Here is a 21,519-nt window from a genome sequence, read left to right as displayed (position 1 = left end):
GGAAATGAAGAAAAGAATTTTATCGTTTATGACGATCCTCATCCTCTGTCTAGGTCTTGCAGTTCCGGCTTTTGCGGAGGAAACAGAAGGATTTGCGAATGAATATCCTCGTGTCATCGACAATGCGGAGCTCCTGTCTGCAGATGAGAGGGAGCTGTTAACCAGTAAGTTAGATGAGATCAGTACGCGACAGAAGGTAGATGTGACGGTTGCCACAACCGATACACTGGATGGACTGACGGTATCTGATTATGCGGAACGATTCTACGAGTCTCATAATTATGGTTATGGACCGGACAAGGATGGAACAATACTTCTGATCAGCATGGAAGATCATGATTGGTATATGGCAACCTACGGATATGCTATTACAGCATTTACGGATGCAGGTATCCAGTACATAGGAGAAGAGATGACGGGTGATTTGTCTGATGGTGATTTTGCGGCAGCATTTGATACATTTGCTGACGAGTGTGATGATTTTATTACGCAGGCAAAAACCGGAGAACCTTATGATATCGATAATGAACCACAAAAACCAATGTCATGGATCTGGATTCCGATTTCATTAGTAGCTGGTATCGTCCTTTCATTGATTGTTGTTGGCACTATGAAATCAAAGCTGAAAACAGTACGTTTCCAGGCAGCAGCTAATAATTATGTGAAAGCTGGAAGTATGAATCTTACTGAGAGCAGAGACATATTCCTGTATAATACAATGACAAAAACGAAAAAAGAGAAAAATGATTCTTCCAGTGGTGGCGGCGGAAGCAGTACACATACAACATCTTCCGGAAGCACTGCCGGAGGCGGTGGCGGAAAATTCTAGGAGAGATGTCCGGATACAGAATACCGGGGCAATTTTAATAGTGAAAAAAGAGAAGCAATTTCCCAAATGATTGGGAATCGGCTTCTCTTTTTTAATGCTGTAATTATCTTTTCACATCCACAAAATATTTCCTGAACTCATCATAAAGACACGGCTGTCCCCAGTAAAATCCCTGGCAGTAATCCGGTTTCAGAAGTTTCATCTTCTGTAATTCGTCTTCTGTCTCAATACCTTCAATACAAAGTTTCAGACCAAGATTATGAATCATGTTACTAAACTGATTTAACAGATAATATTCCTTTTTGTCTGTGATTGCCTTTGAAGTAAAACCACGATCGATCTTAACAATATCAGGGTGAAGTTCACTCAGATAATGAAAGTTGGAATAACCGGTTCCAAAATCATCCAACGCTAATTGCAAGCCGGCCTGTTTTAATTCTTTCAGGAAGTTTTGAGCCTTTTCATTTTTTTCAAGCAGAATACTTTCTGTCAGTTCGATTACAATTGCAGTGTGCGGAAGACCAGAAGCGTTCATCTCGCTGATAAGGTCTGTAATAACACCTGATTTTGTGATCTGCACCTGGGATACATTAATATTAACTTTGAAATCAGGAATTTGCATCCGGATTTTCCGGCAAGCAGTTATTGCTTCTCGCATGAACCAGCGTCCGGTTGGAATAATCAGTCCGCTTGTCTCTAAAAGTGGTATAAATTCAGCCGGCGAGATCTGTGCAAATTTTTTAGAAGTAAAGCGTATCAGAACCTCTGCTCCGGTCAGTCTGTCCTGGCGGATATCCATGATTGGCTGGAAGCATACTGAGAATCCACGGAAATCATGATTTACTGCTGAATGAAGCTCATTTGTGATCTCGCGGATACGTAAGAAATTCTGGTACTCTTCTTCCTGGAATATATAACAGCAGTTTCTTCCATGCTGCTTAGCCACGGTCAGCGAAAAGTCAGTTCGCTTTATAATCTCTTCATAACCGGTCCGTGATAGATCCGGAAGCGGCAGGATACCGGCAGAAATAGTAAATACTGCAGCAAAGTTGTTTTCTTCAATAAACTGATTAATATGTTTGCATATGTGGTCATAAAGGTTGGATGCTGTTGTCATATCAGAGGATGTTGTATCTAATATAATAAATTCATCTGAAGCTATCTTGTAGACCTTTTGGCTATCCGAGATACAGGATAAGATGCAGGACGCTGTTTCTCGAAGAATGTAGTCTCCGTAATCCCATCCATAGTTTTCATTAATCATTTTAAAACCGTCAATTCCGATATGAAGTAGGAAGCCTTTATTAAGCGTAGAAACCGAATTTTTGAAATATTTTTCTAAAGAAGTTTTTCCGAGAAGTCCGGTAATATTATCTGCTTTCTGTCGGTTACCAATTTCATTGATGCATCCGATCAGATAGATCGGCTCTTGCTGATCGTCACGTACGATATAGCCACGGCAGTTGATCCAGACGGGTTCCCTGTTAAGATCCAGCCAGCGGTACTCCATATTATATGTGTTCCGGTCTGTGTTGAGCAGATCATCCAGTTCCGCTTTCAGAAGCGGATAATCTTTTTTGTATACGAATTCTTTAAGTTCTTTTGTCATATTATGGAATTCATTTCCAGGCAGACAGAAACGATCTAAAGCTTGTGGAGCAATATAGAAAAAGTCGGTTCTGAAATCCAGCATATATAGGAAACCATCTGTGCTTGGGCTGAGCAGATTGATGATATTACATAATTCTTTGAGCGAAAGATCCTGATAATTTTCTGTGTGGCTGAAGATTTCTTCATGCAGCTTTTCCTCGGTAGATGTTCCTGTATTAATAAGCGTGTTGGCAGTCAGAAGTTCTGAATTGCCTGCATATGCAAGTTTCCGCTTTCGTTTTATGCGGTACAGCATGAGATCACTTCGTTTTGCAAGGTCTTTAAAAGTACTATCCATTTCCGGAAGAAAACAGGCATATCCGGAGGAAATACTTAATGGATAGTTAAATGTATGCGCTGTTGCTTCTAAAGTTTGATTTAATTGAGCAATTCTGTCTTCGATATTATTTTCCTTATTCTTATTGTAGAAATATGCAAATTCATCTCCACCAATGCGGAAAAGATTTTCTTTTTCAGGAAAGAATTGCTTAATGCACTGAGAGCATAACTGCAGAGCTTCATCGCCTTTCTCATGTCCAAACCGGTCATTAATTATTTTCAGATTATCCAGGTCAAAAAGAATAAAACCGGTAGTGTGAAGTTCGTTTTTCTGTTCGTTAAGACGATTCACTTTCTTTTCATAGGCATTTCGATTCATAGTATCTGTAAGCAGATCCGTGTTCGCAAGTTTCTGTAGGTAAACAAGCTTTTGTTTCTGGAGATATTGATCATAAAAACGTGATACCTGGATCCAGACCAGCAAAAGGATGAATAGCATCGTTCCCAATGGAAGGAAGATGGAGGTTTGTTGAAAATGCCGGATATAGTAAGCAATAAGTTCTGCAGCACCCAATGCCATGACCAGATACATTGGATATTTAAAATGTCTGGCAGCTTCATTTTGTAATTTTATAGATTCATAACGAATCAATGTTACTGTATAAATTACATTCACCAGCATGATCAGATGAGTTATCGGAAGAATGCGGAAGATATCGATGATTCCTGCACATTGAAGCAATACTGCCGCTGCCATATTGCACAGATAGAGAATGGACAGGTGTACAGCTCCTTTACGATATTTGCTTTTACAGATATCATATAGAATAAAGTTAAAAGGTACTGGAAACAGGAAAAAAGTAAAGTAGTCTATAAAATAAAGTGCTCTTGAATCTGGAATTAAAAACTGCAGAAAACCACATTGCTTTAGAGTCCAAAGTGTGATCAAAAGAGAAAAAACACCAAGGTTCAGGAAAATCATGTAGGATTCATCTGACGAATATTTATCATTTTTCCTCATTATAGAAAAGCATAAAATCAGGCAGATGATTCCTAACGATAAGATTTCGCAGCTTAGAACCAATGAACAGAGACTGTTGCTCAGGATCTTCAGGGTACAGTCTCCTTTTGTCCCTCCAAAAAGATGGAAAGAATTTCCGTAGTAGTCTGAATATACAGGAATAATCCTGACCTGCAAGTGTTTTCCATCACTGTTTTTTGGAAGATCGACAATATGCCAACAAGAGCCGGGAGACTTCATGAATCTTAATGTGTCAGTATCATTTCCAAATTCATAGATTTTCTCTCCATCAAGCAATACCTCAGCCCGGGTATGGGTTGTCTTGAACAAAATGGATTGTTGATTCTGAAAAGAATCTGGAAGAATGACATCTTCAATTCGAATATTATCTTCGGATCGTTCAGTTGTCACAAGCTGGGTTGTATTGTCAAAAACTAAATGTTCACGGGTCGTATTTTGATGAAAGATCCAACCTGAAAAGACAGTGCCAAACAGGATGAACAGGATTAAAGAGATCCATAATTTAATTTTAAAAAATAGATTAAAAGAGGTGCGAAAAGAAAAAAAAATTATCGCAAACGGAATTAGCAGAAATGGTTGGAGTTTCCCGTAACACAATAAGTTCTATTGAAACAGGACAGTTCAATCCAACAGCAAAATTAGCATTAGTGCTTTGTATAGCTTTAGATAAAAAATTTGAGGAATTATTTTATTTTGATTAAGGAGTGTATGATTATGGAAATAGAAGAAGTGGTTGTTGAAATAGTTATGGGATTGTTTTTATTATTTTTATCTTATCAAGTGGGTATAAAAGAAAATATTACTTTCTTACATAGTTATCATTATACACATCTCAACCCAAAAGATAAAAAAGCGTTTACAAAAAGAATAGGAATAGGTTCTCTACTGGTTAGCATTGGCGTTATTGCTATGCCGATTATCAATTTAATCTCTCATTCTGAATTAGGCTACTACATAGGGCTTACTTTGATTGTTGTAGGAGTGTTTTATATCATATTCATCATTGTAAAATACAACGGAAAACTTATTAGCTTTAAAAAGTAGAATTGAGGTATGAATATAATAGGAATAAAAAAACGAGATATAAAAAGGCGTTAAAGTTTGAAATCAAATGAAGTAATCAACGGAATAAACAAAGAAAATATAGGGAGAGGCACAGTTATTTGTGCTATCTCCCTTAGTCGTTTTATCATCATATCAAGGCTCATTCAATCGTGGTAAATTCGTGGTAAAATGAATGGTTTTCTATACTTCAAAATACTTGAAAGTATAGTGTTTATGCGGATAATCGAAAATTAGATATAAAATTTGTAGTAAATTTCATAACTTTTTCCCTTTATAGAATATCACTTCCATCCGGGATCTTGGAAATAATCGTCCGATTAGTCCTGAACAGAAAGATAAGTGAGACAATCAGTGACATGATCTCAGCAGTCAGGAAAGCCCACCATACTGCATGAAGACCACCAAATTTTGCCAGTACATATGCAGCCGGAATCAGTACTACAAGCTGACGCATGATGGATACGATCATACTGAACACGGCCTTTCCAAGCGCCTGGAATACAGTACCGCAGATGATGCCGAACCATGCAAGTAAGTAATGGATACCGATGATACGAAGCGCAGGGACTCCAATCGTAAGCATATCAGCAGATGCGTTGAACATTCCGAGAAGTACCTGTGGAACGAATTCAAAGCAAAGAAATCCGAAGAGCATAATACAAAATGCTGTTGCCATACTGAGCTTGATCGTCTTGACCATACGTTTTCTATTCTGCGCACCGTAGTTGAATGCAATGATCGGAGTGATACCGTTATTCAAACCGAAGACAGGCATGAAGAAAAAGCTCTGCAGTTTGAAATACACTCCGAATACGGCAGTTGCAGTAGATGAAAATGTGATCAGGATACGGTTCATGGAGTATGTCATAACAGAACCAATCGACTGCATGATAATAGATGGAATACCGATTGCATAAATTGTTCTGATAATTCTTCCGTCCGGACGGAAACCACGGAACTGAAGTTTCACATCAGGGTTAAATTTATGGTTACAGATAAATGCGACAAGTGCGCCTACACACTGTCCGATAACTGTAGCTAAGGCAGCACCGGTAACGCCCATCTTAGGGAAGCCGATCAGACCAAAGATCAGGATCGGGTCAAGAATGATATTCGTGATCGCACCACACAACTGGGAAGTCATACTGAAAATCGTTCTTCCGGTGGAAGTGAGCAGTCGTTCAAAGCAAATCTGTGCCAGCAGTCCCATAGAGAAGATCATAACAGTGCTCAGATAATCGATTCCCATTTCCATGATCTCAATATCTGCATTTCCAATCTGGCTTGCATAGAAAGGTTTTACTACGGTAAAGCCAAGAATAAGAAATACGATATAGCTTATGATATAAAGAAATGCAGCGTTAGATGCAATTTTGTTTGCCTCATCATTTTGCTTTGCTCCGAGTGCTCTGGAAAGGAGTGCATTCATACCGACGCCGGTACCGGTTGCAACTGCAATGAGCAGCATCTGTAACGGGAAGGCGAGAGAGACTGCGGTAAGAGCATTTTCTGACAGCTTTGCTACAAAGATACTGTCTACAATATTATAAAGTGCCTGCACTAGCATGGAAACCATCATCGGTAAGGACATGTTGAACAAGAGTCTGCCGATTGGCATGGTTCCCATTTTGTTCTCTGCTGCAGAGGCAGAAGCTGTTTTTTGGTTCATATATTCTCCTGTTATTACGAAAACTTAATTTAAAGCGTCAATTATTAATGATAGCATTACATGGTGTACGTTTCAATAGTTGAAGACTTGAAAATGTCTTAAAGGTCAGTTTGGCATTCTTGAATTATTGTGTTAATAGGTAAAGTCAGTAGAAGTAATAGTAACAACTTGACAGTTTGCGTACTGTATGATATTTTCTAAGTAGTAAGTAGTAAGTAGTAAGTAGTAAGTAAAAATAAAAATGGCAATCAGGAAATAGGAGGAAAGCAGGTATGAAAGATCTTACATTATCTCAGCAATATGCATTACTTGCGTTGGACGGACAGGAGAGTATTCATCCAAGCGTGGCAAAAAGTGCTGTATTGAGAGCTGTTTCTGCTGCGCAGGTGTTGGAGACAGAATTAGGAAAAGCAGATGTGGATTCATTTTTAGAATTTTCTTCAGCACTGCAGAAAGCGGTACAGATGGCAAAAACATTAAAGAAAAAAGAGGAGACTCAGATTGAGAAAGAAGTGGCTGCTGTTTTGGAAACAGAAGAACTTCTAAAGGAAGTACCGGATATTTTGGGCTGTGATATGAATTATGATACATCAGGTGTTGAACTAAAGGCATACCTTAGTGATGAGACAAGTTATATCAGAATAAAAGAAGGACTTCGTGCAGAGATTCTAGAGGATGGTCCAATTAGTTTGGAAGATGCGGTTCTCTTATGGCTTCTCCGTGAAAGTGGCTGTATCCATGACTTGTTTTCTGTATCAGAGCAGAATCGTGTAGAAGAACGTATGACAGAAGTTGCTGTTCAGGATGAGAAGTACCGTGCATTATGGGAAGCAGAATTTCATAATGTTTTTGAAGGATTTATGAATCGGTTTGTGAAGACTAAGAGTAAACTGCTTAAGAATCCATATTTAGAGGGTGTTAATCTTGTATTTCCTTACCTTGACAGAAGAAAATCCGTATTTATCGATACGGTTATTTTTGGAACTAACGTGGCGGACAGAAGAGCTGCGGCTGTAGAACATTTGAAGAAAAAAGGCTTTGCGGTAGAGGAGATCAGAGTAGGCAGTGAGACTTTACTAAAAATAGGCAACATATATTACCGTATCTTCCCAATGACGAAAACAGCATATAAAGTACCGATTCAGGGAGTCAACCTGGTACCGGCATACTGGCAGTAGGAAGAAAGTACGGAAATACTAATTATGTGGACGGTAGAAAAGGTGAGCTGATGTCAAGACAGAGAAGCATGGAAGTAATAGAGCAGGCAGAATATGTGACGATCGGAGAGCTTGTGCGGCTTACAGCAGTGCGCTACAGTACTTTGAAGTTTTATACAGAGGAAGGAATGCTGCCGTTCGAGCAGGCAGAAGAGAATCTGACCAGAAGATACCGCAGAGTTGAGAGCTTAGAAAGGATTGCGCAGATTCGTCGGTTAAGAGAACAGAAGAAGACAATTCCGGAGATTAAAGAGATTCTAGGATATGGTGAAGAGTAGAAGGTGAAAAGAGGCTGTCATGTGCAGCCTCTTTTTCAAGCATTATTCCTTCCATTCCGGCGAGACAAACAAGATATTTAGATGTTCTAATTGTTTCTTCAAGATAGTTTAAATTCATAATCATCCCTGCCTTTACAAAATGTTGCTGTTAACGAGTTACTATAATGATAGTATAGCATAAGTAGAAATGATTGTCTGAAAATTCAAATAAAAACAGAGTTACTATAATGATAGTATAGCATAAGTAGAAATGATTGTCTGAAAATTCAAATAAAAACAGAAGAAAATTTAAAGAAAAACTGGAGAAAATAAAATTTACAGTTGACAATAGCTAAGAAATCAGCTATTATATGAATATAATAATAGTAATTATTACTGAAATAAAAAGGGAGGTAATCACATGGAGAAAAAAGCACTTTACAATCTGTCTTACGGAGTATTTATGTTATCCACGCGTTCCGGCGAGAAAGTAAATGGCTGTATTACGAACACATGCATGCAGGTAGCAAATGATCCGGTTCGAATTGCAATATCTGTTTTAAATAGTAATTATACTTGTGATCTGATCAAAGAAAGCGGAATCTTTGCATTGAGTCTGTTAGATGTGCAGTGTTCCTTTGAGACGATCAAGCATTTCGGATTCCAGTCAGGAAGAGATGTGGATAAGATGAAAGATCTGACGCTTCCGGTTGATCAGAATGATATACCATATATGGGATATCAGGCATGTGCTGTAATCAGTGGTAAGGTTCTGGAACAGCAGGATCTTGGTACACATACTCTGTTTATTGCAGAAGTAACAGATGCAAAACTGTTGAATGAGAATGCACCGCTTACTTATGCAGATTACCAGAATCGTGTAAAACCAAAGAAGAAAGAGATACCTCAGGATAAGAAGATCGTTGGTTGGAGATGTAAAATCTGTAATTATGTATATGAAGGCAGCGAACTTCCGGCAGATTTTATTTGCCCGATCTGCGGACATGATGTCAGCGATTTTGAACCAATTTTTGAAAACTAATGGTAATAATTCATTGATCTTGTCATGTAGTGAACAGATGTGAGATCAGGAATAATTATAAAATGAAGATGAAGAGAAAAGGAGATATGGAATTATGAAATATGTATGTGATTTATGCGGATGGGAATATGATGAGGAGCAGGGATATCCGGAAGGCGGCATTGCACCGGGAACAAAGTGGGAAGATGTACCGGAAGATTTTGAATGTCCGCTGTGCTCCGCAGGAAAGGATCAGTTCTCTGAGGAGTAAAGAGAAATTTTATTTAAAATAATGAAAACAGGTGGTAGAATAGATACAGAACTATTTTATCACCTGTTTTACGTTACGAAAGAGAGGAAGAGAAACATGTATCAGGCAGCAAATGACAGATATGAGAAAATGGCTTATGTACGTTGCGGAAAGAGTGGATTAAAGCTCCCGGCAATTTCACTTGGATTGTGGCACAATTTTGGAGATACAGGCGTCTATGAGAATATGAAGGAAATCCTTCTCACAGCATTTGATAATGGAATCGTACACTTCGATCTGGCAAATAATTACGGACCGGCTTACGGAAGTGCGGAGAAGAATTTTGGCAAGATTCTGAAAGAAGAACTTGGTATATACAGAGATGAACTTCTGATCAGTACAAAGGCTGGATTTGATATGTGGGAGGGTCCTTATGGAAACTGGGGAAGTAGAAAATATCTTCTTTCCAGTCTGGATCAGAGCCTAAAGCGCATGGGGCTTGATTATGTGGATATTTTCTACCATCACCGGATGGATCCGGAGACTCCGTTGGAAGAGACAATGGGTGCACTTGCAAGTGCAGTTCAGTCAGGAAAAGCACTTTATGTGGGTCTCTCAAATTATGATGGTCCAACATTGGAAAAGGCAGAAGCAATTTTAAGAGATTTGAAGTGCCCATTTGTGATCAATCAGAACAGATATTCTATCTTTGATAGAACAATTGAGAAAAATGGATTGAAAGACACTGCGAAGAAGCTGGAGAAGGGAATTATTGCATTCAGTCCACTGGCGCAGGGACTTCTCACCGACCGTTATCTGAAAGGAATCCCGGAAGACAGCAGAATTATGACGGACGGTCGTTTCCTGAAGAAATCTGCTTTGACAGAGGAAAAACTTGTGAAGATCAGAGAACTGAACGGACTGGCAGCCGGAAGAGGTCAGACATTGGCAGAGATGGCATTGAGCTGGATCTTGAAGGATGGTATTGTAACAAGCGTTCTTGTAGGTGCATCAAAACCGGAACAGGTATTGGATAATATCAAGGCAATACAGAATACAGAATTTACAGAAGAGGAGCTCCGCAAGATTGATGAACTGTCGCTGGACTAAGCAGTAAGTTTGTTCATCATGTACTTGTTTTAAGCTAGTTGCCACTTCTAATCTGTGTTATACTGGATAAAAATGAAAGTTGAAAGAGGAGATTTTACTATGGATAGAATAGCAAGCTTTACAATCAATCACCTGGATCTGATGCCGGGTCTGTATGTTTCCAGAAGAGATGCCAAAGGAGACTGTGTGACAACGACATTTGACTTGAGAATCACAGCACCGAACAGGGAACCGGTAGTTGACACTCCGGCACTTCATACGATCGAGCATCTGGCCGCAACATTTCTCCGCAACAGTGAGAAGAAGGATGACGTGATCTACTTTGGACCAATGGGCTGCAGAACAGGATGTTATCTTGTAATGTTCGGAAATCTGGATTCAGAGGATGTACTTGATCTGGTTCTTGAGATGTGTGACTTCATTATTGGATTCGAGGGAGAGATTCCGGGAGCAGCTCCGGAACAGTGTGGCAACTATCAGGAGCAGAATCTGGATATGGCGAAGTATTACATTAAGAAATACAAGGATGCACTGGTGAATGAGCGCAATCTTGTATATCCGGAGTAAAGAAAAATTAAAACATTGAAAAAAGGACAGGTGACTGGTTTGTAAGACCAATCACCTGTCCTTGCTTTAGAGAAAGCAATTCTAATTGTTAATGAGTGCAGCATTTTTATGAATCGTCTCGTCCATGATATTCTGCACATAACTTCCGATATGTTTCTTTACATCCTTATCCAGTTCATTTGGATAGATCGGAGTACCGTATTCGAGAACAACATGTGTTTTCTTGATCTTTGGAAAATGATTCTCGAAAATTTCAGCAGTATTATTCATGGAAATCGGTACGATTGGGCATCCGGTCTTTGTGGCAATCTTGAAAGCACCTTCTTTGAACGGAAGCATAGTTAATTCTTCGCCCTTATTGCGGGTTCCCTCCGGGAAGATACAGATGGAAATACCCTTCTTTACATAATCAATTGCCTGCAGGATTGTTTTCAGTCCTTCCTTTGGATTCTCTCGGTCGAGGAAGAGACAATAGACGAAACGCATCCAGGTGGAAAGAAGCGGAACTTTTTCCATTTCTTTTTTCGCAACATAGCCGGTCAGGTTCTTGCATCTGCTGTAGGTAAGCAGAATGTCAAAGAAGCTGCGGTGGTTTCCGATAAAGAGAACAGGTTCATCCGGTACATTCTCCTCACCGATCACAGTGACTTCCACACCGGTCATTTTCAAAATCACTTTAAATCCCCACTGGACAATACGCAGAGAACTGATGTCACGCGCATGTGGATTAAACTTACCGATCAGCCATTCCACAAAGAAAACAGGAATCGAAAGAATCAGGTAAAGAATCAGAAAAAATGCAACAAAAATAAATCGAAACATACAATATCCTTTCTTTTGTCTTATGAATAATAGAGTCGCCATAATATAAAATAACTACTGGCGCATGTAGCCTTATTATACCGTAGCAGCATAAAAAATACAACTGATGCATAGATTGAAGGGAAATAAAAAATCCGGATGGCGTTACTGTTTACAGTATCTGAAATATTGTAATGAAAAATAAAAAACAAAAGGGCATTTTAACTGTGTTTCTACTGTGTGTCTGTTTTTTTATAAGCGGATGTATTACCAGGATTGAGAAAGAGCAAAAACAAAAAGATCTGGAATATATTCTGATCGACCAGGAGCATCTTCCGGAGGAGATGACAGAAGTGATCGGTCAGTTAAAAAAGAAAGCATTTCATTTTGTCTACTCGGATCAGGGAAAGACATATCTTGCAGAAGGATACGGTGCATGTCCGACAACAGGATATACGATTGAGGTGAAGGAACTTTATGAAACGGAGCATGCAGTTTGTTTGCATACAAGTCTGATGGGACCGGCAACTGGTGAAGAGACGAAAGAAATCACGACATTTCCATACATAGTCGTGGAAATCAGTGGAACAGAAAAAGAGGTTATGTTTGATTGAGGAGGAGCAGGATGGAAATTGTGAAGAGAGCGATACGTCTGATGCATGAGGGAAAATGTATTTACGATCAGTTTCAGCTGGACGAAGATTATAACGTTCCGGATGCAAAGGAGGATGTGGGAAATGTAATTGAAGGGATAGTCTGCGTGAAGACGGAAGATATGAAGCTTGTGGAAAATTATCTGAAAATCAGTGGAAAAGCTCAATTTAAGATTTTGTACATGACAGCCTCTTTGGATCCGCAACCGGCAGTTTTAGAAGGAAAGCTTCCATTCGAAGAGATGGTATATGTAGAACAACCGGGAGAGGAAGAATATTTCCTGAAAAATCTCAGAACAGAGTTCAGTGTATCAATGGTGCATTCCAGAAAGCTGAGTCTGCATCTGCTGACAGAGCTTGAAATTGGAAGAACCAGATGATAAGTGAAGAAGTCACGGAAGATGTGGAAAGTGAGCATGCAGTTTATAAAAAAATGAAAAAGTTTCGTCTGCTTGGATTGTCAGACACAAAAAAAGACACTTATAGAATAAAAGAAGAGATTACATTACCGGGAACGAAGGAGAGTATCAGCCAGATTCTGTTATCCGAAGTGCACGGTAGAAAGTTAGAATTACGCCCGGGGACAGATGAGGTGACAGTCAGAGGAGAACTGCAGGTGTTCTGTCTCTATCTGTCAGAAGAATTGAAGGCAGACTGGGTCAGCCAGGTGATTCCATATGAAGGAAAACTTCTTTGCAATGGCTTGACAGAAGGAATGTTCTATTCTGTGGAACATACGCTGGAGGATACACTGGTTGATATCCGCATGGATGAGGACGGCGAGATGCGGGTCCTTGGGATTGAAGGGACATTACTGCTGCGGATGAACTTTTACGAAGAGCAGGAGATGGAGTTGTTAGAAGATATTTACTCTTTGCAAGAGCAGTGTATTCCGGAAAAACAGGAGACGGTTTTTGAAGAGCTTTTAATGCAGAACCAATCCAGATATAAACTAACGGAACGGCTTTCACTTCCAGAATTAAAAGATGATGTACTTCAAGTACTCTGCAGCAGAGGGGAAATCCAGATAGAGCATACGGAGTATAGAGAAGAAGGAATCCAAATAGAAGGAATCCTGCATCTTAGCTTTCTCTACCTGAGAGGAGATGATGCAAGACCATATGGAAGCTGGCAGGGGATGATACCATTCCAACATCTGATCGAATGTTCCGATCTTCCGGAAAATGTACGTTGTACAATGAGTCACCATGTAGATCAGATCCAGGTGTCTATGGCAGGCAGTGAGGCTGTAGAAGTGAGAGCAATTCTTGCATTTGATGCATTCTTACGGCGGGAGGTAGAACTTCAGACAATCGTATCTGTCCTGGAGAAACCGCTGGATCTTGAACAGATGGATAAGAGGCCGGGAATCGTTGGTCATATTGTGCAGGAGAAAGAAGATCTCTGGGAGTTGGCAAAACAGTATATGACTACAGTTGAGGGGATTATGAATGTAAACGAATTGGAAAATGAAAATGTGAAAATAGGGGATAAATTGTTGATTTTTAAAGAAAATATGAGTATACTGTAAGTACTATGTATACAAGATACATTTGTGTAAATTTTCACATCTAGTTCTTTGGAAAACAGCGATGGAGGCACATAGGATGAATCAAATTGAATTAAAAGCACTTGCCAAGATTAATTTAGGCCTGGATGTGCTTGGAAGACGCGAGAATGGATACCATGATGTCAGAATGGTCATGCAGTCTATTTATCTGTATGATGAAGTGAAGATTGCGAAGAAGAAAGAACCTGGAATTACACTGACAACAAATCTGAAGTTTCTTCCAACCGGGGATGGCAATATCGCTTATAAAGCAGCGCAGCTTCTGATGGATGAATTTGATCTGAAAGAAGGGGTTCAGATCACACTGAATAAGCACATTCCGGTAGCTGCTGGTCTTGCAGGAGGAAGCTCAAATGCGGCAGCCGTTCTGTTTGGAATGAACCGGTTGTTTGGGCTGCACCTGACGCAGCAGCAGTTGATGGAACGTGGAGTGAAGCTTGGAGCAGATGTTCCATATTGTATTATGCGCGGAACTGTTCTGGCAGAAGGAATCGGAGAAGAGTTAAGCGTTCTTCCGGCAATGCCGAAATGTACGGTACTGATCGCCAAGCCTCCGATCAGTGTTTCAACGAAGATGGTGTATGAAGCACTGGACTCCAAAGAGATTGTCGAGCATCCGGATATTGACGGAATTCTGGAAGGACTTCGGAAGGGAGATCTTCACAAGGTTGCAGATTCTATGGGGAATGTGTTAGAGGATGTGACAATACCGATGCATCCGGTGATCGCGGATATCAAGCAGGTGATGCAGGATTGCGGAGCAATCGGGGCAATGATGAGCGGGAGTGGACCAACAGTGTTTGGTCTGTTTGAAAACCGGGCATCAGCAAGAGAAGCACAGAAGATGATTCGGGACAAAGGTCTGACAAGACAGGCATACGTAACGAATATACACAACGTTAGGAGGAAGTAAAATGGGAACTGATTTTGAAGTAACAATGAATGAATATCTGCCTCTGAGAGATGTGGTATTTAATACATTGAGACAGGCGATTCTGCGCGGAGAACTGAAACCGGGAGAGCGCCTGATGGAGATTCAGCTGGCGAATAAACTCGGAGTGAGCAGAACCCCGATCCGTGAAGCAATCCGTAAACTGGAGCTGGAAGGACTTGTCCTCATGATCCCGAGAAAAGGTGCCGAGGTTGCAGAAATCACAGAGAAGAATCTAAGAGATGTGCTGGAAGTGCGCTGTGCATTAGAAGAGCTTGCAGTACAGCTTGCATGTGACAGAATGGATGAAGAAGGAGTGCGCGAGCTTCGTGCAGCAGCAGAGACGTTTGAGTCTATTCTCAACAGTGATGATATTACACAGATCGCACAGGCAGACGTTGCATTTCATGATATTATCTACGCTGCAACAGATAACCGCAGACTGATCCAGCTTCTGAATAATCTGCGCGAACAGATGTATAGATACAGAATTGAATATCTGAAGAAGAAAGAATGCTACCCACAACTGTTGAATGAGCATCAGACAATTATTGATGCGATTGCCGGACATGATAAAGAGCTGGCTACAAAGTTTACAAGCCAACATATTAAGAACCAGGCAGAAACGGTTGTTGGCACTATCCGTGAGAAAGAAGAAAATGCTTAAAGAATAAAGAATGTGCCTCGGCACATTCTTTATTGTATATGTATGGAATTCATTTTTGTGGAAAGACTCCATGTATGAACAAAATTGATTTATCATGTTACTGTTCATAGATGGAGGATGATATTATGAAGAAACGGTTTGCATTGATCAAAAGAAAGTTGAAATCTGCCCGGGAAGAAAAACTGTCGGGAAGAGTAGAGATTTTTTCAGTGGCAGCGGGGCTTCTGATCGCTGCTTTTTTCACAGGAATGATATATACAAAACAAGAATTATATGCACAGGAAGAAACACAGAAGCACCTGGCGCAGGAAGTGTTTCGCTTTCATGTGTTAGCGAATAGTGACAGCGAAAAGGACCAGAATCTGAAATTGCAGGTAAGAGATGCAGTATTGGATTATATGAAAGAAGAATTATCAGAAGAACCGGAAGAGAAACAGTGTCTTAAGCAGACTGTGCAGTGGGCACGTACACATATAGATGAGATTCGTGCAATCGGAGAAAAGACAGTTGCGGCGGCAGGAGAAGATCAGAGTGTGAATGTGGCTGTGACAACCTGTTACTTTCCTGACAGGACTTACGGTGATGTGACATTTCCTGCGGGAAATTATCAGGCACTGCGGGTAGAACTGGGAAGTGCAGAGGGACATAACTGGTGGTGCGTGCTTTATCCGAATCTCTGCTTTCTGGATACAACGAATGCGGTGGTTCCTGACAAAGGAAAGAAGCAATTAAAACAGGTACTGACGGAAGAAGAATATTCCAAAGTGACAGCGAATACAAAGTTTAAGATTGGCTGGTATTTTTGGAAATAAGAAATAAAAGAGGTTAAGAAAATGTATGAATTTGACAGCAGAGTACGTTACAGCGAGGTAGATCATCACGGTACGATGACCGTTCCGGCGTTGATCAATTATTTTCAGGACTGTAGTACCTTCCAGTCGGAGGATCTTGGAATTGGTACAACGGTTCTGAAGGAAGAGAAAAGAGCGTGGCTTTTATCTTACTGGCAGGTGATCCTGAATCGGAAACCGGAGCTTGGTGAGAAGATCACAATCGGAACATTTGCAACAGAATTCAAGGGATTGTTTGGAAACAGGAACTTTTATATGAAAGATGCAGATGGAAAATATCTCGCCTGTGCGAATTCAGTCTGGGCATTTATTGATACAGAGACAGGAAGACCAACCAGGCCGCAGCCAAAGGATGTTCAGTTGTATGGAGTAGAAGAACCACTTGATATACCATATGAGGGAAGAAAAATCCGACTTCCGGAAGAGACAGATGATCTGGAAGCATTTCCAGTCAGAAAGTATCATATTGACACAAATGAGCATGTGAATAACTGTCAGTATGTGCAGATGGCATTGGAATTTCTTCCGGATGATCTTCAGATTGCACAGTTGCGTGTAGAGTATAAAAAGGCAGCTGTACTGGGGGATATGATCTACCCGAAGCTGAGTAAAGAAGCAGACAGGATTGTTGTGGAACTCTGTGACGAACAGGCAAAACCATATGCAGTTCTGGAATTTAAAGAAGAAATATAAAAGAAGAGATAGAATAGAAAAACTCCCGGATGTTCCTACAGAAATTTCTGTGAACATTCGGGAGATTTTTGTTGCGAACAAGTAACGTTCGCAGGTGATATTTACTTATTAAGACTTGCCAGGACATCTTCCAGAACATCCTCAACAGAATCAGTTACTTCATCCGCATAGTAGGATACACCAGGTGCACTGTTAGACATCGCGTAGCTGTGACCGACCAGTTCAAGCATTTCCAAATCATTCTGCTGATCTCCGAATGCCATACATTCTTTTGGTTTTACATGGAATAATTTCATCAGGTTAGAAAGAGCAGCACCTTTATTTGTTCCCGGAGCAATGAAGTCAATCCAGATATTTCCAGAAGTAACGACCTTGATCTCTGCACCGAACATTTCCTGTAAGTGTTCTAAATATTGCATGATTACTTTTGTGTCATCAATCATATTACAGATTGCGATCTTGAGAAACGGACCTTCGATTTTACTTAGGTCATCTACGATTTTTGTTGTGTTCTGCATGACATTTACAATATGATTTACAAAAGCTTCATGATGATCTTCGATCAGACAGGCATCTTCTCTGGAAATGAGAATATCAAAATTCGGTGATTTTTTCACTTCATCTATAATGCGGCAGGCAAGGTCATCTGCAATTATTCCGCGAGAGATCACCTTTCCCTGATGAATACAGATAGAACCATTTTCTCCAATATAGGAAATCTCGTCCTTAATCTCAGAAAACAGTCTGCGCTCATTATCATACTGGCGTCCGCTTGCAGCAACAAAGTGAACGCCTTTTTGTGTCAGTTCATGAATCAGTTCTATGGCACGAGGAGTCAGTTTCTGTGCTCCGTTATGAAGAAGCGTACCATCAAGGTCGCTTGCGATTAATTTGATCATATGTAAAATCCTCCTGATTATTCTGCAATAACTTCTTCAGCACGTTTCAGTGCGGCACTGATATTCGGCTGGAAGTTTTCTTTTCCAACCAGTTCTGTGAATCCGGCTTTCTCCATAACTTTCATTGGCTGTTCGTTGACGTGGGAAAAGACAACCGTAATTCCCTTTGACTCACAGACTTCTACCAGATCAACCAAAGCATTCATAGCAGTACTGTCCAGTGCAGGAACGCTTCGCATACGAAGAACGAGGCAGGTAGTAAAATCTTTTACGACAATGTGTTCGATCGCACTTGCTGCTCCGAAGAACAGAGGTCCTGAGATCTCATAGACACGGATCTGAAGTGGAAGTTTCTGAAGGTGTTCATCGACATCCGGGGTGTCATCATCCACATAAGTCCAGCTGTTGACGTGTGTTTCTTCGCTCATACGCTTGATAAAGAGCAGGCAGGCAAGAACCATACCAATCTCAATTGCTACGACCAGGTCGAAGAGTACTGTCAGGATAAAGGAAGCAAAAAGTACAATGATATCACTCTTTGGAGCAGTCTTGACCAGTTTTACAAAGGTACGCCACTGGCACATATTATATGCAACGATAAACAGGATTGCTGCGATTGTTGGCATTGGAATCATTCCGGCATATGGCATCAGTACGACAAGTACAATGACCAGTGTAATGGAATGAACGATTCCGGCAATCGGAGTACGTCCGCCGTTTTTAATATTTGCAGCAGTTCTTGCAATAGCTCCTGTCGCAGGGATTCCGCCGAAAAGGGCAGAAGCAATGTTGCCGGCTCCCTGGGCTACAAGTTCCATGTCGGAACGGTGTTTGCCGTTGATCATTCCGTCTGCGACAACACAGGAAAGCAGAGATTCAATCGCTGCGAGAACAGCAATCGTAAATGCGTTCGGAAGAGCATTTTGAACAACTTCAAGTGATACAGCCGGAAGATGGAAGGATGGAAGCGAGTTGCTGATTGTATAAAGATTTCCAATTGTAGAAACTTTTAACGGCAGGAACTGAACCATCAGGATTCCAATGATAACTGCGATCAAAGATCCAGGAATTCTTTTGAAGATGTATGGAGCAATGATCAGAACAGCAAGACTTACTGCACCGACAATCAGTGCATCAATATTAATTGTAGAGAAGTTTTCAACAACAGCACGGAATTTCTCTGTTGTTTCGATCGGTTTTACCCCATCCGGATAGGTAAGTCCGAAGAAATCTTTCAGCTGTCCGATTACAATTGTAACAGCAATTCCGGAAGTGAATCCGGTTGTGATCGTAAATGGGATGAATTTGATCAGACTTCCGAAATGGCACAGTCCCATCAGAACCAGAAAGATACCGGCGAGGATTGTTGCAATGACAAGTCCATCCATTCCGTCTTTGGCAACAATGCCGGCGACGATTGTTGCGAATGCAGCCGTTGGTCCGGCAATCTGTACACTGCTTCCGCCAAGTGCAGAGATGACAAATCCGGCAACGATCGCAGTGAAGATACCAGCTTCCGGTCCTACACCGGATGCAAGTGCCAGTGCGATTGACAGCGGCAATGCAATAATTGCTACAATGATTCCGGCAGTCACGTCTTTGATGAACTGAGAACGATTGTAGCTCTTTAATGATGTAAGTAACATCGGCTTCAATGAATTCATTTGATAGATTAATCCTTTCTTTTATGATAACTATAAAACATAACCTTTCAAGTATAGCATAGAAAAAGGGACACTGAGAAGAGGAAACCGTGTATGTTTTTAAAGACATGAAGAGTAATGTTAAGTGTAATGTTAAGAGAAAAAAAGCTTGTATCTGATTTATAAAGGTAATATAATAGGAATAACTTGTAAAGCATGTTTGATATAATGAAAATGTGTTTTACGGTAGCAAATTTGTGAATAGATCTGATAACAAAAGGGTATCACAAGAAAGAAAAGGAAGATTATTATGGGAAAATATTTTGGAACAGATGGTTTCCGTGGTGAGGCAAATGTAGTTCTGACAGTAGAGCATGCATTTAAGGTAGGACGTTATCTTGGATGGTATTTCGGACAGGAGCACAAAGCCAGAATCGTAATCGGAAAAGACACAAGAAGAAGCAGCTACATGTTTGAGTATGCACTTGCTGCAGGACTGACAGCATCAGGCGCTGACGCTTATCTTCTTCATGTGACAACCACACCAAGTGTTTCATATGTAGTAAGAACAGAAGATTTTGACTGTGGACTTATGATTTCAGCGAGCCACAATCCATACTATGATAATGGCATCAAGGTAATCAACAGCGAAGGTCATAAGATGGATGCTGAGGTTGAGGCAAAGATCGAGGCTTATATCGATGGTGAGATTGATGAAATCCCGCTGGCAACAAAAGAGAACATTGGCCGCACAGTTGACTATGCAGCAGGAAGAAACCGTTATATCGGTCATTTGATCTCTCTCGCAACACGTTCTTTCAAGGATATGAGAGTCGGACTTGACTGTGCGAATGGTAGTGCGTCAAGTGTTGCAAAGAGTGTATTCGATGCACTTGGAGCAAAAACTTATGTGATCAACAATGAGCCAAATGGTGTGAATATTAATACAAACTGTGGTTCTACACATATCGAGGTTCTGCAGGAGTATGTAAAAGAGAAACATCTGGATGTCGGATTTGCTTATGATGGAGATGCTGACAGATGTATCGCAGTCGATGAGAATGGAAATGTTGTAGATGGAGACCGCATTATGTATGTATGTGGTAAATATCTCATGGAGCAGGGAAAACTGAAAGACAATACAGTTGTTACAACAATTATGTCTAATCTGGGACTCTATAAAGCATGCGATAAGATTGGTATGAAGTATGAGCAGACAGCAGTTGGTGACAAGTACGTTTACGAGAACATGCTTAAGAATGGATATGTTCTTGGTGGAGAGCAGTCCGGACACATCATCTTCAGCAAGCATGCACGTACAGGTGATGGTATCCTGACATCTCTTATGGTTATGGAAGCGATCATTGAGAAGAAGCAGACACTTGGAACACTTGCAGATGAAGTGAAGATCTTCCCACAGCTTCTGAAGAATGTTCGTGTAAAGGATAAAAAGACAGCACTGGATAACGCAACAGTTCAGGCAGCAGTAGAGAAAACAGCTGAAGAACTTGGAACAGACGGACGTATTCTTGTTCGTGAGAGTGGAACAGAGCCGGTGATCCGTGTTATGGTAGAAGCAGCTTCTGACGAGATCTGCGAGAAATACGTAGACAGCGTAGTGAAAGTAATTGAAAGCGAAGGACTTTGCGAGTAAATAATTAAGAAGAGAGTTGTCGTGTAAGACAGTAAAAGATGCCTTGTGAAATATAGTTTTTCGCGAGGCATCTTCTTTGTTCAAAAAAAGAAGGGCGTGTGAAAAAACGAGAGTTTTTTCATGCGTCCTTTTGCTTATGATTATAATAATAGTTATATTACATAAAAAAGGGCATAATTCCCCTTCCCCCATAAGAATGCT

General features: G+C 40.5%; 21 protein-coding genes and 1 pseudogene. 17 read left to right on the top strand and 5 right to left on the bottom strand.

Annotation, left to right across the window (positions count from 1 at the left end):
- Positions 1 to 4 precede the first annotated feature (4 nt).
- Entirely contained in the window at positions 5 to 829 is an 825-nt protein-coding gene (locus DXB52_RS03745; RefSeq protein ID WP_055163004.1) for a TPM domain-containing protein, read from the top strand.
- Between the two features lie 103 nt (positions 830 to 932).
- On the opposite strand, the gene DXB52_RS03740 is transcribed toward DXB52_RS03745, so the two are convergent.
- Positions 933 to 3,515 carry a bifunctional diguanylate cyclase/phosphodiesterase gene (locus DXB52_RS03740; RefSeq protein WP_181989152.1) on the bottom strand — a complete coding sequence of 861 codons (2,583 nt, stop codon included), beginning with the start codon at positions 3,513 to 3,515 and terminating at the stop codon, positions 933 to 935.
- A gap of 760 nt (positions 3,516 to 4,275) precedes the next feature.
- Between DXB52_RS03740 and DXB52_RS03735 the strand changes: the two are divergent.
- Positions 4,276 to 4,501, top strand: a pseudogene (locus DXB52_RS03735) (helix-turn-helix transcriptional regulator).
- A gap of 13 nt (positions 4,502 to 4,514) precedes the next feature.
- Complete coding sequence (locus DXB52_RS03730) at positions 4,515 to 4,844, top strand: hypothetical protein (RefSeq protein ID WP_003127052.1); 330 nt, start codon at positions 4,515 to 4,517, stop codon at positions 4,842 to 4,844.
- Positions 4,845 to 5,136: 292 nt separating this feature from the next.
- Here the strand turns inward: DXB52_RS03730 and DXB52_RS03720 are convergent, their stop codons facing one another.
- On the bottom strand, positions 5,137 to 6,534 hold the full coding sequence (locus DXB52_RS03720; RefSeq protein ID WP_118106566.1) for an MATE family efflux transporter: 1,398 nt from the start codon (positions 6,532 to 6,534) through the stop codon (positions 5,137 to 5,139).
- 272 nt (positions 6,535 to 6,806) lie between these two features.
- Here DXB52_RS03720 and DXB52_RS03715 point away from each other — a divergent pair, with 272 nt between their 5' ends.
- The 6 genes from DXB52_RS03715 (at position 6,807) to DXB52_RS03690 (ending at position 10,956) form a co-directional block, all read left to right on the top strand.
- On the top strand, positions 6,807 to 7,712 hold the full coding sequence (locus DXB52_RS03715) for a hypothetical protein (RefSeq protein WP_118106565.1): 906 nt from the start codon (positions 6,807 to 6,809) through the stop codon (positions 7,710 to 7,712).
- 50 nt (positions 7,713 to 7,762) lie between these two features.
- Positions 7,763 to 8,029 (top strand): helix-turn-helix domain-containing protein, encoded by a 267-nt coding sequence (locus DXB52_RS03710; protein WP_117541619.1) that lies wholly within the window; start codon positions 7,763 to 7,765, stop codon positions 8,027 to 8,029.
- A 400-nt stretch (positions 8,030 to 8,429) separates the two neighbouring features.
- Positions 8,430 to 9,050 carry a flavin reductase gene (locus tag DXB52_RS03705; RefSeq protein WP_117541617.1) on the top strand — a complete coding sequence of 207 codons (621 nt, stop codon included), beginning with the start codon at positions 8,430 to 8,432 and terminating at the stop codon, positions 9,048 to 9,050.
- 94 nt (positions 9,051 to 9,144) lie between these two features.
- A complete protein-coding gene (locus DXB52_RS03700) occupies positions 9,145 to 9,300 on the top strand; it encodes a rubredoxin (RefSeq protein WP_020436293.1) in 156 nt (51 codons plus the stop codon).
- A 96-nt stretch (positions 9,301 to 9,396) separates the two neighbouring features.
- Complete coding sequence (locus DXB52_RS03695) at positions 9,397 to 10,389, top strand: aldo/keto reductase (protein ID WP_118106564.1); 993 nt, start codon at positions 9,397 to 9,399, stop codon at positions 10,387 to 10,389.
- A 99-nt stretch (positions 10,390 to 10,488) separates the two neighbouring features.
- Positions 10,489 to 10,956, top strand: coding sequence for an S-ribosylhomocysteine lyase (locus DXB52_RS03690; protein WP_117541613.1), 468 nt, complete (start codon positions 10,489 to 10,491; stop codon positions 10,954 to 10,956).
- Between the two features lie 81 nt (positions 10,957 to 11,037).
- Here DXB52_RS03690 and DXB52_RS03685 read toward each other — a convergent pair whose 3' ends face one another.
- Positions 11,038 to 11,778: a lysophospholipid acyltransferase family protein gene (locus DXB52_RS03685; protein ID WP_117541611.1), complete on the bottom strand. Its 741-nt coding sequence runs from the start codon at positions 11,776 to 11,778 to the stop codon at positions 11,038 to 11,040.
- 173 nt (positions 11,779 to 11,951) lie between these two features.
- On the opposite strand from DXB52_RS03685, the gene DXB52_RS03680 reads away from it, so the two are divergent.
- From DXB52_RS03680 to DXB52_RS03655, 7 genes are all read left to right on the top strand, one after another.
- Positions 11,952 to 12,371 (top strand): protease complex subunit PrcB family protein, encoded by a 420-nt coding sequence (locus tag DXB52_RS03680; RefSeq protein WP_117569928.1) that lies wholly within the window; start codon positions 11,952 to 11,954, stop codon positions 12,369 to 12,371.
- Positions 12,372 to 12,382: 11 nt separating this feature from the next.
- Complete coding sequence (locus tag DXB52_RS16585; protein ID WP_472519942.1) at positions 12,383 to 12,790, top strand: DUF3794 domain-containing protein; 408 nt, start codon at positions 12,383 to 12,385, stop codon at positions 12,788 to 12,790.
- Positions 12,787 to 13,941, top strand: coding sequence for a DUF3794 and LysM peptidoglycan-binding domain-containing protein (locus DXB52_RS03675; RefSeq protein WP_472519941.1), 1,155 nt, complete (start codon positions 12,787 to 12,789; stop codon positions 13,939 to 13,941). The genes DXB52_RS16585 and DXB52_RS03675 overlap by 4 nt, the downstream gene beginning before the upstream one ends.
- Before the next feature lie 76 nt (positions 13,942 to 14,017).
- Complete coding sequence (gene ispE / locus DXB52_RS03670) at positions 14,018 to 14,893, top strand: 4-(cytidine 5'-diphospho)-2-C-methyl-D-erythritol kinase (RefSeq protein WP_117541605.1); 876 nt, start codon at positions 14,018 to 14,020, stop codon at positions 14,891 to 14,893.
- A 1-nt stretch (position 14,894) separates the two neighbouring features.
- The gene (locus DXB52_RS03665) at positions 14,895 to 15,578 is read left to right on the top strand and encodes a GntR family transcriptional regulator (RefSeq protein WP_020436287.1); all 684 of its coding nucleotides are present in this window, start codon (positions 14,895 to 14,897) and stop codon (positions 15,576 to 15,578) included.
- Between the two features lie 125 nt (positions 15,579 to 15,703).
- A complete protein-coding gene (gene spoIIR, locus DXB52_RS03660; RefSeq protein ID WP_118106563.1) occupies positions 15,704 to 16,390 on the top strand; it encodes a stage II sporulation protein R in 687 nt (228 codons plus the stop codon).
- 21 nt (positions 16,391 to 16,411) lie between these two features.
- Positions 16,412 to 17,122 (top strand): acyl-[acyl-carrier-protein] thioesterase, encoded by a 711-nt coding sequence (locus DXB52_RS03655; RefSeq protein WP_055147974.1) that lies wholly within the window; start codon positions 16,412 to 16,414, stop codon positions 17,120 to 17,122.
- Between the two features lie 101 nt (positions 17,123 to 17,223).
- Here DXB52_RS03655 and DXB52_RS03650 read toward each other — a convergent pair whose 3' ends face one another.
- Entirely contained in the window at positions 17,224 to 18,021 is a 798-nt protein-coding gene (locus DXB52_RS03650; RefSeq protein ID WP_118106562.1) for an HAD family hydrolase, read from the bottom strand.
- Positions 18,022 to 18,038: 17 nt separating this feature from the next.
- Positions 18,039 to 19,685 (bottom strand): SulP family inorganic anion transporter, encoded by a 1,647-nt coding sequence (locus DXB52_RS03645; protein ID WP_118106561.1) that lies wholly within the window; start codon positions 19,683 to 19,685, stop codon positions 18,039 to 18,041.
- 289 nt (positions 19,686 to 19,974) lie between these two features.
- Here DXB52_RS03645 and glmM point away from each other — a divergent pair, with 289 nt between their 5' ends.
- A complete protein-coding gene (glmM, locus tag DXB52_RS03640; RefSeq protein ID WP_118106560.1) occupies positions 19,975 to 21,318 on the top strand; it encodes a phosphoglucosamine mutase in 1,344 nt (447 codons plus the stop codon).
- The last annotated feature ends 201 nt before the right edge of the window (positions 21,319 to 21,519 follow it).

Source organism: Ruminococcus sp. OM04-4AA (genome assembly GCF_003462585.1).
GTDB classification, from domain to species: Bacteria; Bacillota; Clostridia; order Lachnospirales; family Lachnospiraceae; genus Mediterraneibacter; species Mediterraneibacter faecis.
The sequence above is the reverse complement of the archived record's forward strand: the minus strand, read 5'-3'. Positions and strand labels throughout refer to the sequence as shown.